This is a genomic window from Enterobacter sp. Tr-810 (assembly GCF_011752765.1).
GTDB lineage: Bacteria > Pseudomonadota > Gammaproteobacteria > Enterobacterales > Enterobacteriaceae > Enterobacter > Enterobacter soli.
Window position 1 is genome coordinate 20107 of sequence record NZ_VWWW01000008.1, and the last position, 13952, is coordinate 34058.

The 13952-nt window shown below is 54.9% G+C and carries 13 protein-coding genes; 9 read left to right on the forward strand and 4 right to left on the reverse strand.

Going from position 1 to position 13952, the window contains the following annotated elements:
• Nucleotides 1-37: 37 nt before the first annotated feature.
• Genes F3J30_RS19290 through F3J30_RS19300 form a run of 3 tightly spaced genes read left to right on the forward strand, consistent with a single transcriptional unit; the run spans nt 38 to nt 3506 of the window.
• Nucleotides 38-676: a YjbF family lipoprotein gene (locus F3J30_RS19290; RefSeq protein ID WP_166718254.1), complete on the forward strand. Its 639-nt coding sequence runs from the start codon at nt 38-40 to the stop codon at nt 674-676.
• Nucleotides 673-1410, forward strand: coding sequence for a capsule biosynthesis GfcC D2 domain-containing protein (locus F3J30_RS19295; RefSeq protein ID WP_166718255.1), 738 nt, complete (start codon nt 673-675; stop codon nt 1408-1410). Before F3J30_RS19290 ends, F3J30_RS19295 begins: the two co-directional genes overlap by 4 nt.
• Entirely contained in the window at nt 1410-3506 is a 2097-nt protein-coding gene (locus F3J30_RS19300) for a YjbH domain-containing protein (RefSeq protein ID WP_166718256.1), read from the forward strand. Before F3J30_RS19295 ends, F3J30_RS19300 begins: the two co-directional genes overlap by 1 nt.
• Nucleotides 3507-3566: 60 nt before the next feature.
• Here the strand turns inward: F3J30_RS19300 and F3J30_RS19305 are convergent, their stop codons facing one another.
• Nucleotides 3567-4019: an acyltransferase gene (locus F3J30_RS19305; RefSeq protein WP_166718257.1), complete on the reverse strand. Its 453-nt coding sequence runs from the start codon at nt 4017-4019 to the stop codon at nt 3567-3569.
• Between the two features lie 96 nt (nt 4020-4115).
• Here F3J30_RS19305 and psiE point away from each other — a divergent pair, with 96 nt between their 5' ends.
• Nucleotides 4116-4526: a phosphate-starvation-inducible protein PsiE gene (gene psiE, locus F3J30_RS19310; RefSeq protein ID WP_000202963.1), complete on the forward strand. Its 411-nt coding sequence runs from the start codon at nt 4116-4118 to the stop codon at nt 4524-4526.
• 96 nt (nt 4527-4622) lie between these two features.
• On the opposite strand, the gene malG is transcribed toward psiE, so the two are convergent.
• The 3 genes from malG to malE all read right to left on the reverse strand — a co-directional run bounded on the left by malG (nt 4623) and on the right by malE (nt 8385).
• Nucleotides 4623-5513, reverse strand: coding sequence for a maltose ABC transporter permease MalG (gene malG / locus F3J30_RS19315; protein WP_014068488.1), 891 nt, complete (start codon nt 5511-5513; stop codon nt 4623-4625).
• Between the two features lie 14 nt (nt 5514-5527).
• Nucleotides 5528-7069 (reverse strand): maltose ABC transporter permease MalF, encoded by a 1542-nt coding sequence (malF, locus tag F3J30_RS19320; RefSeq protein WP_166718258.1) that lies wholly within the window; start codon nt 7067-7069, stop codon nt 5528-5530.
• Between the two features lie 125 nt (nt 7070-7194).
• Nucleotides 7195-8385, reverse strand: coding sequence for a maltose/maltodextrin ABC transporter substrate-binding protein MalE (malE, locus tag F3J30_RS19325; protein ID WP_014068490.1), 1191 nt, complete (start codon nt 8383-8385; stop codon nt 7195-7197).
• 372 nt (nt 8386-8757) lie between these two features.
• On the opposite strand from malE, the gene malK reads away from it, so the two are divergent.
• The 5 genes from malK (at nt 8758) to ubiA (ending at nt 13871) form a co-directional block, all read left to right on the forward strand.
• Entirely contained in the window at nt 8758-9867 is a 1110-nt protein-coding gene (gene malK / locus F3J30_RS19330) for a maltose/maltodextrin ABC transporter ATP-binding protein MalK (protein ID WP_014068491.1), read from the forward strand.
• 71 nt (nt 9868-9938) lie between these two features.
• Nucleotides 9939-11252: a maltoporin gene (locus tag F3J30_RS19335; RefSeq protein WP_014068492.1), complete on the forward strand. Its 1314-nt coding sequence runs from the start codon at nt 9939-9941 to the stop codon at nt 11250-11252.
• Nucleotides 11253-11366: 114 nt separating this feature from the next.
• The gene (gene malM / locus F3J30_RS19340; protein ID WP_166718259.1) at nt 11367-12314 is read left to right on the forward strand and encodes a maltose operon protein MalM; all 948 of its coding nucleotides are present in this window, start codon (nt 11367-11369) and stop codon (nt 12312-12314) included.
• A gap of 177 nt (nt 12315-12491) precedes the next feature.
• Complete coding sequence (gene ubiC, locus F3J30_RS19345) at nt 12492-12989, forward strand: chorismate lyase (protein WP_166718260.1); 498 nt, start codon at nt 12492-12494, stop codon at nt 12987-12989.
• Nucleotides 12990-13001: 12 nt separating this feature from the next.
• The gene (gene ubiA / locus F3J30_RS19350) at nt 13002-13871 is read left to right on the forward strand and encodes a 4-hydroxybenzoate octaprenyltransferase (protein WP_166718261.1); all 870 of its coding nucleotides are present in this window, start codon (nt 13002-13004) and stop codon (nt 13869-13871) included.
• Nucleotides 13872-13952 lie beyond the last annotated feature (81 nt).

Sequence of the window (13952 nt, forward strand, 5' to 3'; positions counted from 1 at the left end):
CTTCGGTGTGGTTATTTCGCCCCTTCGGAGAAGAGTCGTGAAGCGACCTGCAATCATCCTGATTTGCCTGCTTTTACAGGCGTGTTCAGCCACCACTAAAGGGCTGGGAAACTCGCTGTGGGACAGCATGTTTGGTACACCTGGCGTGCATCTTACCGATGACGATATCCAGAACATGCCCTATGCCAGCCAGTACATGCAGTTAAACGATGGCCCGCAACTGTTTGTGGTGCTCGCTTTCGATGAAAACGGGCAGCAGAAATGGGTGACGCAGGATCAGGCCACCATCGTGACGCAGCATGGCCGTATCGTAAAAACGCTGCTCGGCGGCGATAACCTGCTTGAGGTCAACAACCTTGCGGCCGACCCGCTCATCAAGCCGAATCAGATAACCGACGGTGCAAGCTGGACGCGCACGATGGGCTGGACGGAACACAAGCAGGTACGCTACGCCACGGCACACTCTGTATTCCGCTGGGACGGTACGGACAGCGTAAAGGTTGGCAGTGATGAAACCCGGGTTCGCGTGCTGGATGAAGCGGTCACCACCGATCAGACAAGCTGGCATAACCGCTACTGGGTGGATGATGAAGGGCAGATCCGCCAGTCGCTACAGTACCTCGGCGCCAATTTCTTCCCGGTAAAAACCACTCTGATCAAGGCGGCGAAACCATGAAAATCCGCACTAGCATGGCGCTGATCCTGTGTCTTGCCGCGCCGCTGGCCTGGTCTGCGGGCACGGTGAAGGTTTACACGCCTGACAGCACACAACCCAAAACCTTAACCAATGCCGGGCATCTGCTGGATCTTGTCGGCCAGCCAAGGCTGGCAAACAGCTGGTGGCCCGGGGCTGTGATCAGCGAGCACCAGGCAACGGTGCTGGCTGAACAAAAACAGCGCGCGTTGCTCGCAAGGCTTACCGGCCTTGCAGAACAAGAAGATGGCGATGACGCGGCGGCAATCAACAGCGTTCGCCAGCAGTTGCAGGCGCTGAAGATAACCGGCCGCCAGCAGATCAACCTCGACCCGGATGCGGTGAGAGTGGCAGAGAACGGCAACCCAACGCTTGAAGGGGAGTACACGCTCTGGCTTCCTGTTCAGCCTTCAACCATCACCGTGATGGGGCTTGTCAGCAGTCCGGGTAAAAAGCCCTTCACGCCAGGGCGTGATGTGGCGAGTTACCTTGATGAACAGAGCGCGTTGAGTGGTGCGGATAACAGCTACGCCTGGGTGGTTTATCCCGACGGGCGCACACAAAAAGTCCCCGTGGCCTACTGGAACAAGCGCCATATCGAACCCATGCCCGGCAGCGTGATTTTTGTCGGCTTTGCCGACCACTTCTGGACGAAGGCATATGACGGACTCAACGCCGATATCCTTCACACCCTGATGCAGCGGATACCGGATTAATGAAAAGAACTTATCTCTACAGCATGTTGGCGCTGTGCGTAAGCGCTGCCTGCCATGCAGAAACGTATCCGGCGCCGGTGGGTCCATCGCAATCGGACTTCGGCGGTGTCGGCTTAATGCAAACGCCCACGGCACGCATGGCGCGTGAAGGGGAACTGAGCCTTAACTATCGTGATAACGATCAGTACCGCTATTACTCTGCTTCTGTGCAGCTGTTTCCGTGGCTGGAAACCACGCTGCGTTATACCGATGTGCGTACCAAACAATACAGCAGCGTAGAGGCATTCTCCGGCGACCAGACTTACAAAGATAAAGCCTTCGACGTCAAACTGCGCCTGTGGGAAGAGAGCTACTGGATGCCGCAAGTGTCCGTCGGGGCGCGGGATATCGGCGGTACGGGCTTGTTTGATGCGGAGTACATCGTTGCCAGCAAAGCCTGGGGCCCGTTTGATTTCTCGCTGGGTATGGGCTGGGGTTATCTCGGCACCAGCGGTAACGTGAAAAACCCGTTCTGTTCCTACAGCGACAAATATTGTTATCGCGACAACAGCTACCAGAAAGCCGGCTCCATCAACGGCGACCAGATGTTCCACGGCCCGGCCTCGCTGTTTGGCGGCGTAGAATACCAGACGCCGTGGCAGCCATTACGCCTGAAGCTGGAGTACGAAGGGAACAACTACAGCGACGATTTCGCCGGAAAGATTGAGCAGAAGAGCAAGTTTAACGTCGGCGCCATTTACCGCGTCACCGATTGGGCCGACGTTAACCTCAGCTATGAGCGTGGTAACACCGTGATGTTTGGTTTTACCCTGCGCACCAACTTCAACGATATGCGGCCGCATTACAACGACAACGCACGCCCTGCATACCGGCCGGAGCCGCAGGATGCCATTATTCAGCACTCCGTGGTGGCTAACCAGCTGACGCTGCTGAAATACAACGCGGGGCTGGCGGATCCGAAAATTCAGGTGAAAGGCGATACGCTTTACGTCACCGGCGAGCAGGTGAAATACCGCGACTCGCGCGAAGGGATCGAGCGCGCCAACCGGATCATCATGAACGATCTGCCGGACGGGATCCGCACGATCCGCGTAACGGAAAACCGGCTTAACTTGCCGCAGGTGACCACGGAAACGGATGTGGCCAGCCTGAAGCGCCATCTTGAAGGCGAACCGCTTGGGCATGAAACCGAGCTGGTGCAAAAACGCATTGAGCCCGTGGTGCCTGAAACCACCGAGCAGGGCTGGTATATCGATAAATCGCGCTTTGATTTCCATATCGATCCGGTACTGAACCAGTCCGTCGGCGGGCCGGAAAACTTCTACATGTATCAGCTGGGCGTCATGGCCACGGCGGATCTGTGGGTCACTGATCACCTGCTGACCACCGGTAGCCTGTTTGGCAACATTGCCAACAACTACGACAAATTCAACTACACCAACCCGCCGAACGACTCGAAGCTACCGCGCGTGCGTACCCGCGTGCGTGAGTACGTGCAGAATAATGCCTACGTGAACAACCTCCAGGCGAACTACTTCCAGTACTTCGGTAACGGTTTCTACGGCCAGGTGTACGGTGGCTATCTGGAAACCATGTACGGCGGCGCGGGGGCAGAGGTGCTTTACCGTCCGGTCGACAGCAACTGGGCGTTTGGTGTGGATGCCAACTATGTGAAACAGCGTGACTGGCGCAGTGCGCAGGACATGATGAAGTTCACCGATTACAGCGTGAAGACGGGTCACCTGACGGCCTACTGGACGCCATCGTTCGCACCAGATGTGCTGGTCAAAGCCAGCGTCGGGCAGTATCTGGCGGGAGATAAAGGCGGTACGCTGGATATCTCTAAACACTTCGACAGCGGCGTCGTGGTGGGTGGTTATGCCACCATTACCAACGTGTCACCGGATGAATACGGGGAAGGGGACTTCACCAAAGGTGTCTATGTGTCGATTCCGCTGGATCTGTTCTCCACCGGCGCGACGCGCAGCCGCGCAGCAATCGGCTGGACGCCACTCACGCGTGACGGTGGCCAGCAGCTTGGACGTAAGTTCCAGCTGTACGACATGACCAGCGATAAAAACATTAACTTCCGCTGATGCTTGTTTGCCCGGCCTACGTTTTTTGTAGGCCCGGTAAGCGCAGCGCCACCGGGCGACCTACAGGCGGCGCAGCAGCCTCGCCGGATTCCCGGTATAGACCCCTTTCTCTGCAATCGATTTTGTCACCACGCTTCCGGCGCCAATCACCACGCCATCGCAGATGGAGACTGCCAGAATGGTTGCGCCGCTGCCTATTGAGACATCATTACCCACGGTAATGCGCCCCCAACTGTCGCGGTCTGCGTTAGGTTTACCGTTACGAAACATATCGTTGGCAAACATGACCCCGTGACCGATAAAACAGCGTTCACCAATAGTGACGTATTCGCAGATAAACGTGTGGGACTGAATTTTGCTGTCGTCGCCAATGCGTGTATTGCCCTGGATTTCAACAAAGGGCCCGACGAACACCCCGTTGCCCAACACGCAGTCATACAGGTTCGCGGGTTCGTATACCGTCACATTGTCGCCGTAAGTCACGTTGCGAATGCCGGTTGGTTTGCACTTCATTGGCGTGTTCCTTACATAAAACATAATTAAAAAATATAGATCCGCGTCACATTTTTGCGTTATACAGGAACCTCGCCCTGGAGAATGAGGTGCTGTATGACATCCCTGACTCGTCCGCGCGTTGAGTTTATCTCAACAATCCTCCAGACCGTGCTGAACCTCGGTCTGCTGAGCCTTGGCCTGATACTGGTCGTCTTTCTGGGCAAAGAAACGGTGCATCTGGCGGATGTATTGTTTGCCCCTGAGCAAACCAGCAAATACGCGCTGGTAGAAGGACTGGTGGTCTACTTTCTCTACTTTGAATTTATTGCCCTGATTGTGAAGTATTTTCAGTCAGGTTTTCACTTCCCGCTACGCTATTTTGTCTACATTGGGATCACGGCGATTGTGCGGCTGATCATCGTTGACCACAAATCCCCGCTTGATGTGCTGATCTACTCGGCGGCGATCCTGCTTTTGGTGATCACCCTCTGGCTGTGCAACTCTAAACGGCTGAAACGTGAATAAAAAAATGGCGGCCCGAAGGCCGCCTAATAACAGTCACAAGTTGGGTCAATACAATACGTCAAAGTTGAGGGTTGCAGTGGCATAACACAATGAAACTTAACCTTTTACACCGCCCGCCGTCAGGCCATTAACCAGCCAGCGCTGCGCCAGCAGGAACACCACGGTAATCGGGATGGCAGAGAGTACAGCCGCCGCGGCAAAGTCGCCCCACAGGTAGTTTTGCGGGTTGAGGTATTGCTGCATCCCAACAGCCAGGGTGTAGCTGTTCACATCGCGCAGTAACAGGGACGCGACCGGCACTTCGGTGATGGCGGCGATAAACGACAGGATAAACACCACCGCCAGGATAGGTACCGACAGCGGCAGCAGTACCAGACGGAACGCCTGCCACGGGGTTGCGCCATCCAGCGCCGCCGCTTCTTCCAGCGAGCCGTCGATGGTTTCGAAATAGCCTTTGATGGTCCACACATGCAGGGCGATACCGCCAAGATAGGCGAAGATCACACCGCCGTGGGTGTTCAGGCCGATAAAGGGTACATACTGGCCCAGGCGGTCAAACAAGGCATACAGCGCGACCAGAGACAGTACTGCCGGGAACATCTGGAAAATCAGCATCCCTTTCAGCAGCGCGGCTTTGCCCGGGAAGCGCATACGGGCGAAAGCATACGCACAGGTAGTCGAGAGCGTGACGATGCCAATCGCGGTGATCCCGGCGATTTTTATCGAGTTCCACAGCCACAGCAGCACCGGGAACGGTGGTGGTGTGACGCGGCCATCCGCATGTTCCACGCTAAAGCCGAGCGCTAACTTCCAGTGCTCCCAGGAGATTTCATCCGGGATCAGGCTACCTGTCGCAAAGTTACCCGAACGCAGGGAGATGGCGATGACCATCAGCAGCGGGAACATGATTGCCGCGATAAAAATCAGCAGGCCTAAATGCGTCGCGAGGAGGCGTAGCTTCTGAGATTTGGGTTGTACCATTGCCATGATCGATGCCCTCCTTAATCAAATTTCATTCGTGTAGCTTTCAGGTTCACAATCGCCAGAGCGCCTACCAGCAGGAAGATCAGGGTGGCAATCGCCGCCGCCAGACCGAAGTCCTGACCACCGCCGCCTTCGAAGGCGATACGGTAGGTGTAGCTCACGAGCAGGTCGGTATAGCCTGCTGGCGTTGTGGTGCCAAGACGGTCAGGGCCGCCGTTGGTCAACAGCTGAATCAGTACGAAGTTGTTAAAGTTAAATGCAAAGCTGGCAATCATCAGCGGCGTCAGCGGTTTAATAAGCAGCGGCAGCGTGATTTTAAAGAAGTTCTGGAACGGGCCAGCGCCATCCATTGCCGAGGCTTCATACAGGTCGTCCGGGATGGCTTTCAGCAGGCCCATACACAGGATCATCATGTACGGATAACCCAGCCAGGTGTTCACGATGATAATCATCGAACGGGCCGTCGTCGGGTCGCTGAACCAGGCCGGTTTGATACCGAACAGCGCGCTCAGCATCATGTTGATTTCACCGAAGCTCTGGTTAAACAGCCCTTTGAAAATCAGAATCGAGATAAACGATGGTACGGCATACGGCAGGATAAGCAGCACGCGGTATATCGCTTTGCCTTTCAGGGATTCCCACTGCACGAGACACGCCAGTACCATGCCCACGGCTACGGTCAGGATCACGGTCAGTACAGAGAACACCACCGTCCAGACGAAAATGGCGAAGAACGGTTTCTGGATCCCTTCGTCGGTAAAGACGCGGGCAAAGTTATCCCAACCAATAGTCACGGTATAACCTGGGCTGAGCTTGTCATCACCCCATTTGCCATCGGCGGTAATGGACTGATAGAAACCGATGTCGTTGTTCGGACGGTACTTCACGCCGCTCTGATTGTTGGTGAGTGTGCCGTCATTGGCCAGCGTGTAGAGCGGTTGCGTACCGGAGAACTGGCGCAGTGAGCTCATGGTGACTTTGCTTTCATCGGGCAGCATAGCGGTCAGCTGGGTCAGCGCCTGACGGTTCTGGGTAATGATACGCAGGTTGGCGCGTTCACCTTCCGGCAGGGCAGCCTCTTTTAAGGCCAGCTTCTGTTCACCACCGAATTTGAAGGTGTCAGAAACGAAGTTTTTACCGCTCTCTTCGTCAGTGAGTGCTAACTTCCACTCGTCGCCCGCAGGATACAAGCCGAAGTTGAAGGTTTTACCCGCCTGGTATGAGCGGTCCAGAAGCACCTGCGTTGCGCGTTCTTGCGCCAGCTGGTTGGTGCTGCTGTAGTTGGTGAAGGCGATAGCAATGGTACAAATCAGCGGGAACAGGACGAACAGCCCCATCCCGGCGACACCCGGATAAACGTAACGCCAGGCGTAGGCTTTACGGTTAGCGAAAATATACAGGCCAGCAGAGCTTAAAATCAGCGTCATGATGGCGAACAGGTACTCCCCCTGTACGTACATTAAAACAATCAAGTATCCCACCAGCAGGCATAACAGACCAATCACTGACCATTTCAGTGTGTCGCTTTGCCACCAGTGTTTCTTTTTAATGACATCCATGGGTTCTTCCTCTACAACGTTTGATCTTTTCTCCCTCTCCTGGGGGGAGAGGGCCGGGGTGAGGGCGTCCGGATAGCGACAACCCTCACCCTAACCCTCTCCCAAAGGGAGAGGGAACTACGGCATTACTTGGTGATACGACCCTGAGCATCTTTCAGCGCAGCATCGACAGTCTGACGACCGCTTGCGGCGTTGATAACCGCAGTACGGGTGGCATACCAGAATGCGGCCATCTGTGGGATGTTCGGCATGATTTCGCCTTTCTGGGCGTTATCCATGGTTGCCGCGATACGTGGGTCTTTCGCTAAATGATCCTGGAAGGATTTCAGCGCAACAGCACCCAGCGGTTTGTCCTTGTTCACTTCATCCAGACCCTGATCGGTCAGCAGGTAGTTTTCGAGGAACTCTTTCGCCAGCTCTTTGTTCGGGCTGGCGGCGTTGATACCTGCGCTCAGCACGCCAACGAACGGTTTAGACGGCTTGCCTTTGAAGGTTGGCAGCAGCGTTACGCCGTAGTTGATTTTGCTCTTGTCGATGTTGGTCCAGGCCCACGGACCGTTGATGGTCATCGCGGTTTCGCCTTTGTTGAACGCCGCTTCCGCGATGGAGTAATCGGTATCGGCGTTCATGTGTTTGTTCTTGATAAGGTCAACAAGGAAGGTCAGACCCGCTTTCGCGCCAGCGCTGTCCACGCCCACGTCTTTCACGTCATACTTGCCGTTTGCAAATTTGAACGCGTAGCCACCGTCAGCAGCAATCAGCGGCCAGGTGAAGTACGGTTCTTGCAGGTTGAACATCAGCGCAGATTTACCTTTCGCCTTCAGCTCTTTATCCAGGGCTGGGATCTCTTCCCAGGTTTTCGGTGGGTTTGGCACCAGATCTTTGTTGTAGATCAGAGAGAGGGCTTCAACCGCGATTGGGTAAGCGATCAGCTTGCCGTTATAGCGAACGGCATCCCAGGTGAACGGGAACAGTTTGTCCTGGAACGCTTTGTCTGGCGTCACTTCAGCCAGCAGACCAGATTGTGCGTAACCGCCGAAACGGTCATGTGCCCAGAAGATGATGTCCGGGCCATCGCCGGTTGCAGCAACCTGCGGGAATTTCTCTTCCAGTTTATCCGGGTGTTCAATGGTGACTTTGATACCGGTGTCTTTCTCGAATTTTTTACCCACTTCGGCCAGGCCGTTATAGCCTTTGTCGCCGTTAATCCAGATAACCAGCTTACCTTCTTCAATTTTGGCGAGAGCCGGTGCGGAAATCATCATTGCTGCCAGGGCGGACAATGCGAAAACGCGTGCGCCAGTCTTGATCTTCATATCTGCCATCCTTTTTTGGTGATGTGCTCGTGGATACACTGAGGTGGTTCAACGTGACTCAGTCTCCTTATTTGACATCCTCTTTCCATCCTCCTGAGCCCTACGCCCCACCCCCCGTTTGTGTGATCTCTGTTGCATAAATTTAAGTTATGAGTGCTGGCGCACACAAAAACACGCTGAATTTTGCAGGCCGCTTCACGATTTTCGTATCAGCGCCCCAGACGCGGTCGCAGAGCCTGCTCTCTCATCCTCCCGCCTCCTCCCCCATAAAAAAGCCGGGGGGTGGAGGATTCACGAAAGTAATGGATACCCCATAGTGAACTTATCTTGAATGTTTCTGTCGGTGACAGGTTGTAACGAAGGGAGAAGGGCATGGCGAGCGTACAGCTGCGTAATGTAACGAAAGCCTGGGGCGACGTAGTGGTGTCGAAAGACATCAATCTGGACATCCACGAAGGTGAATTCGTGGTGTTTGTTGGCCCATCAGGCTGCGGTAAATCAACTCTGCTGCGTATGATTGCCGGTCTTGAAACGATCACCAGTGGCGATTTGTTTATTGGTGAAACCCGTATGAACGACATCCCGCCTGCCGAACGTGGCGTAGGCATGGTGTTCCAGTCTTATGCACTTTATCCGCATCTGTCCGTTGCCGAAAACATGTCATTTGGCCTGAAGCTGGCAGGGGCGAAAAAAGAGGTGATTAACCAGCGCGTGACTCAGGTCGCCGAAGTGTTACAGCTGGCGCACCTGCTGGAGCGTAAACCGAAAGCGCTCTCCGGTGGTCAGCGTCAGCGTGTGGCAATTGGCCGTACGCTGGTGGCGGAACCGCGCGTGTTCCTGCTCGATGAACCTCTCTCTAACCTGGATGCCGCACTGCGTGTCCAGATGCGTATCGAAATTTCCCGTCTGCACAAGCGTCTTGGCCGCACCATGGTTTACGTCACCCACGATCAGGTCGAAGCGATGACCCTGGCCGACAAGATTGTGGTGCTGGACGCCGGTCGCGTGGCGCAGGTGGGTAAACCGCTGGAGCTTTATCACTACCCGGCAGACCGCTTTGTTGCGGGCTTCATTGGCTCGCCAAAGATGAACTTCCTGCCGGTCAAAGTGACAGCCACCGCGATTGAACAGGTACAGGTGGAGCTGCCAAACCGTCAGCAAGTCTGGCTGCCGGTTGACAGCGCCAATGTACAGGTAGGGGCGAATATGTCCCTCGGAATTCGTCCTGAACATTTACTGCCGAGCCACATCGCTGATGTGACGCTGGAAGGTGAAGTTCAGGTTGTAGAACAGCTTGGTCACGAAACACAGATTCATATCCAGATCCCCGCCATCCGTCAGAACCTGGTTTATCGCCAGAATGACGTGGTGTTGGTAGAAGAGGGTGCCACATTCGCTATCGGCTTGCCGCCAGAGCGTTGCCATCTGTTCCGTGAGGATGGCACTGCATGTCGTCGGTTGCACAAAGAGCCAGGCGTTTAAGCAATCCCAATAAAAGGCACGAAACCATCAGGTGAAGTGTTCAAAGAAAAGCAATGATCTCAGGAGATAGAATGATGATTACTCTGCGCAAACAAGTCCCTCTGGCGATCGCCATTGCGGCAGGCATCCTGTCTGCCCAGGCAGGAGCCGTAGACTTTAAAGGTTATGCTCGTTCCGGCATTGGCTGGACCGGGAGTGGCGGTGAACAACAATGTTTCCAGGCAACAGGTGCTCAAAGTAAATACCGTCTTGGTAACGAATGTGAAACGTATGCCGAGTTAAAACTGGGCCAGGAAGTATGGAAAGAAGGCGATAAGAGCTTCTATTTCGATACTAACGTAGCGTATTCCGTTTCTCAGCAGAACGACTGGGAATCCACCAGCCCGGCTTTCCGTGAAGCTAACGTGCAGGGTAAAAACCTCATCGACGCACTGCCAGGTTCTACCATCTGGGCAGGTAAGCGTTTCTATCAACGTCATGACGTCCACATGATCGACTTCTACTACTGGGATATTTCTGGTCCTGGTGCGGGTATCGAAAACATCGATCTGGGCTTCGGTAAACTCTCTCTGGCAGCAACCCGTTCTTCTGAAGCGGGCGGTTCAGGCACCTTTGCTGACCGTGATGCACTGGGTAACCGTATTTATGACAACCTGGTACCGAACGATGTCTTCGACGTCCGTTTAGCGCAGATGGAAATCAACCCAGGCGGTACGCTGGAGTTCGGTGTTGACTACGGTCATACCAACCTGCCAGACGACTACTCTCTGGCACCTGGCGCGTCTAAAGACGGCTGGATGTTCACCGCTGAACATACCCAAAGTATGCTGAAGGGCTTCAACAAGTTCGTTCTGCAATACGCAACTGACTCTATGACCTCCAACGGTAAAGGCCGTCCTGAAGGTGGTAGCATCAACAACAACGGCGACATGTGGCGCGTGCTGGACCACGGTGCGATCTCCCTGGGCGACTCCTGGGACCTGATGTACGTGGGTATGTACCAGGACATCAACCTGGATAACAACAACGGCACCAAATGGTGGACCGTCGGTGTTCGTCCTATGTACAAATGGACGCCAATCATGAGCACCTTGCTGGAAGTTGGTTACGACAACGTCAAATCTCAGAAAACTGACGATACCAACAGCCAGTACAAAATCACCCTGGCACAACAATGGCAGGCAGGCGACAGCATCTGGTCCCGTCCGGCTATCCGTGTCTTCGCAACCTACGCGAAGTGGGATGAGAAATGGGGCTACGCGAACAGCGACTCCGGTGCTGGTTATGATTCCGGCGTAGCGTACAGCGACACTTCCGCGAAAACCTTCAGCCGTGGCGACTCTGATGAGTGGACCTTCGGTGCCCAGATGGAAATCTGGTGGTAATACGTAAGACCTGACGTAATGACCTAAAAAGAGGGGCGAAAGCCCCTCTATCCTTAGGGTGCTGCGCGCTATTGCCTGGCCACCGCAGTGCTCACGCTATCAGAGGTAATAACAATGAAAATGAAGAAAAGTCTCGTCGCGCTGTGCCTCTCTGCGGGGCTGCTGGCCAGTGTTCCGGCTGTCACCTTTGCAGATGTGAATTTCGTTCCTCAGAATACCAGCGCTGCGCCGGCCATCCCGGCGGCGGCGCTCCAGCAACTCACCTGGACCCCGGTTGATCAATCTAAAGTCCAGTCAACGCAGCTCTCTGCGGGCGGCCAACAGCTGAATGTGCCGGGGATTACCGGCCCGGTCGCAGCCTTTAGCGTACCGGCAAACATCGGTGAGCTGACGCTGACCCTGACCAGTGAAGTGAACAAGCAAACCAGCGTATTTGCGCCGAATGTGCTGATCCTTGATCAGAATATGACGCCATCTGCCTTCTTCCCAAGCGAGTACTTTAGCTACCAGGAGCCTGGCGTGATGAGTGCTGACCGTCTGGAAGGGAAAATGCGCCTGACGCCTGCGCTGGGTCAGCAGAAGATTTATGTTCTGGTCTTCACCACCGAGAAAGATTTGCAGCAGACCACCAAGCTTATCGACCCGGCAAAAGCCTATGCCAAAGGCACAGGTAACTCGGTACCGGATATCCCGGACCCGTTAGCGCGCCACGTCACCGATGGCCTGCTGAAGCTGAAAGTCTCAACTAACAATGCGTCCAGCGTCCTGGTGGGCCCACTGTTTGGCTCCTCCGGCACCGGTCCTGTGACCGTGGGTAATACCGCCGCACCTGTTTATGCTGCTCCAGCGGCAGCTGCACCGGTTGCCGCTGCCTCTCAGGCTCCGGCAAAACCATCCGAACCGGTGCTCAACGATACCGAATCGTACTTTAACAACGCCATTAAGCAGGCTGTTAAGAAAGGCGATGTCGATAAGGCGCTGAAACTGCTAGATGAAGCTGAGCGTTTAGGTTCAACCACTGCCCGTTCCACCTTTATCAGCAGTGTAAAAGGCAAGGGGTAACCGTCTCCCCACAGTGCTGATTTGTTAGTTTTAGTGCGCCTGAGTGGGCGCACTTTTTTTTGTGTCGCCGCGCTGTTGCGCCATTGTTGCGATAGTGATCGCTAAATAACGTTTGGCCGCCCTCAATCTGCTTTTCTGCGATACAATGCCAATACGTTATGTATCGGAGAGTCTGGCATGTCACACCCTGCGCTAACGCAACTGCGTGCGCTGCGCTATTTCGACCAAATACCCGCGCTTGACCCGGAGCAACTTGACTGGTTGCTGCTGGAAGATTCCATGACTAAACGTTTTGAGCAACAGGGCAAAACGGTCACCGTGACGCTGATTCAGGAAGGATTTGTTACCCCTGAGGCGATTGCCGGTGAATTGCCGCTGCTGCCAAAAGAAGAACGCTACTGGCTACGTGAGATTTTACTCTGTGCTGATGGCGAGCCGTGGCTGGCCGGGCGGACGGTTGTGCCAGAATCCACCTTGTGCGGGCCGGAATTAGCACTGCAACAACTGGGGAAAACACCGCTGGGGCGGTATCTTTTCACCTCCTCCGAACTTACCCGTGATTTTATTGAGATTGGTCGCGATGCCGAACTGTGGGGGCGCCGTTCCCGCCTTCGCCTGAGCGGTAAACCGTTAATGCTGACGGAGCTTTTTTTACCGGCATCGCCGTTGTACTGAGAGGAAGAAAAAATGGAGTGGAGTCTGAAGCAGAACAAGCTGCTGGCCTATCACCGCTTAATGCGTACTGATAAACCCATCGGCGCGTTACTGCTGTTGTGGCCGACCCTGTGGGCGCTGTGGGTCGCAACCCCGGGTTTGCCGCCGCTGTGGATCCTGGCGGTGTTTGTCGCGGGCGTCTGGCTGATGCGTGCGGCAGGTTGCGTGGTAAACGACTATGCCGACCGTAAATTCGACGGCCATGTGAAACGTACGGCCAACCGCCCACTGCCAAGCGGCCAGGTCACGGAAAAAGAAGCGCGCACGCTGTTTATCGTGCTGGTGGTGCTCTCCTTCTTACTGGTGTTAACCCTCAACACCATGACCATCCTGCTTTCTGTCGCGGCGCTGGCACTGGCCTGGGTGTATCCATTTATGAAGCGCTATACCCATCTGCCGCAGGTGGTGCTGGGTGCTGCGTTTGGCTGGTCGATTCCGATGGCATTTGCGGCGGTCAGCGAATCGGTGCCGCTCAGCTGCTGGCTGATGTTCCTCGCCAATATCCTGTGGGCCGTGGCGTACGATACGCAATACGCGATGGTCGACCGTGACGATGATCTGAAGATTGGCATTAAATCAACGGCGATCCTGTTTGGCCGTCAGGACAAACTGATTATCGGGATTTTGCAGGTTGCAGTGCTGGCGCTGATGGTGGCGATTGGTCGCCTGAACGCCCTGAACTGGGAATTTTACTGGTCAGTGCTGGTTGCCGGGATGCTGTTTGTGTATCAGCAAAAGCTGATTGCGAAGCGCGAGCGCGAAGCCTGCTTTAAAGCGTTCCTGAATAATAACTACGTGGGCCTGGTGCTGTTTTTAGGGCTGGCGATGAGCTATTTTGCCTGAAAAAAAGCCCGATGGCGCTAGCGCTTATCGGGCCTTGATATCGTCCAGAATCGTAGGCCGGGTAAGGCGAAGCCGCCACCC

Coding starts and splice junctions, on each gene's coding strand:
- F3J30_RS19295 (WP_166718255.1), top strand. CDS start 673: ATGAAAATCCGCACTAGCATGGCGCTGATCCTGTGTCTTGCCGCGCCG.
- F3J30_RS19300 (WP_166718256.1), top strand. CDS start 1,410: ATGAAAAGAACTTATCTCTACAGCATGTTGGCGCTGTGCGTAAGCGCT.
- F3J30_RS19305 (WP_166718257.1), bottom strand. CDS start 4,019: ATGAAGTGCAAACCAACCGGCATTCGCAACGTGACTTACGGCGACAAT.
- psiE (WP_000202963.1), top strand. CDS start 4,116: ATGACATCCCTGACTCGTCCGCGCGTTGAGTTTATCTCAACAATCCTC.
- malG (WP_014068488.1), bottom strand. CDS start 5,513: ATGGCAATGGTACAACCCAAATCTCAGAAGCTACGCCTCCTCGCGACG.
- malF (WP_166718258.1), bottom strand. CDS start 7,069: ATGGATGTCATTAAAAAGAAACACTGGTGGCAAAGCGACACACTGAAA.
- malE (WP_014068490.1), bottom strand. CDS start 8,385: ATGAAGATCAAGACTGGCGCACGCGTTTTCGCATTGTCCGCCCTGGCA.
- malK (WP_014068491.1), top strand. CDS start 8,758: ATGGCGAGCGTACAGCTGCGTAATGTAACGAAAGCCTGGGGCGACGTA.
- F3J30_RS19335 (WP_014068492.1), top strand. CDS start 9,939: ATGATGATTACTCTGCGCAAACAAGTCCCTCTGGCGATCGCCATTGCG.
- malM (WP_166718259.1), top strand. CDS start 11,367: ATGAAAATGAAGAAAAGTCTCGTCGCGCTGTGCCTCTCTGCGGGGCTG.
- ubiC (WP_166718260.1), top strand. CDS start 12,492: ATGTCACACCCTGCGCTAACGCAACTGCGTGCGCTGCGCTATTTCGAC.
- ubiA (WP_166718261.1), top strand. CDS start 13,002: ATGGAGTGGAGTCTGAAGCAGAACAAGCTGCTGGCCTATCACCGCTTA.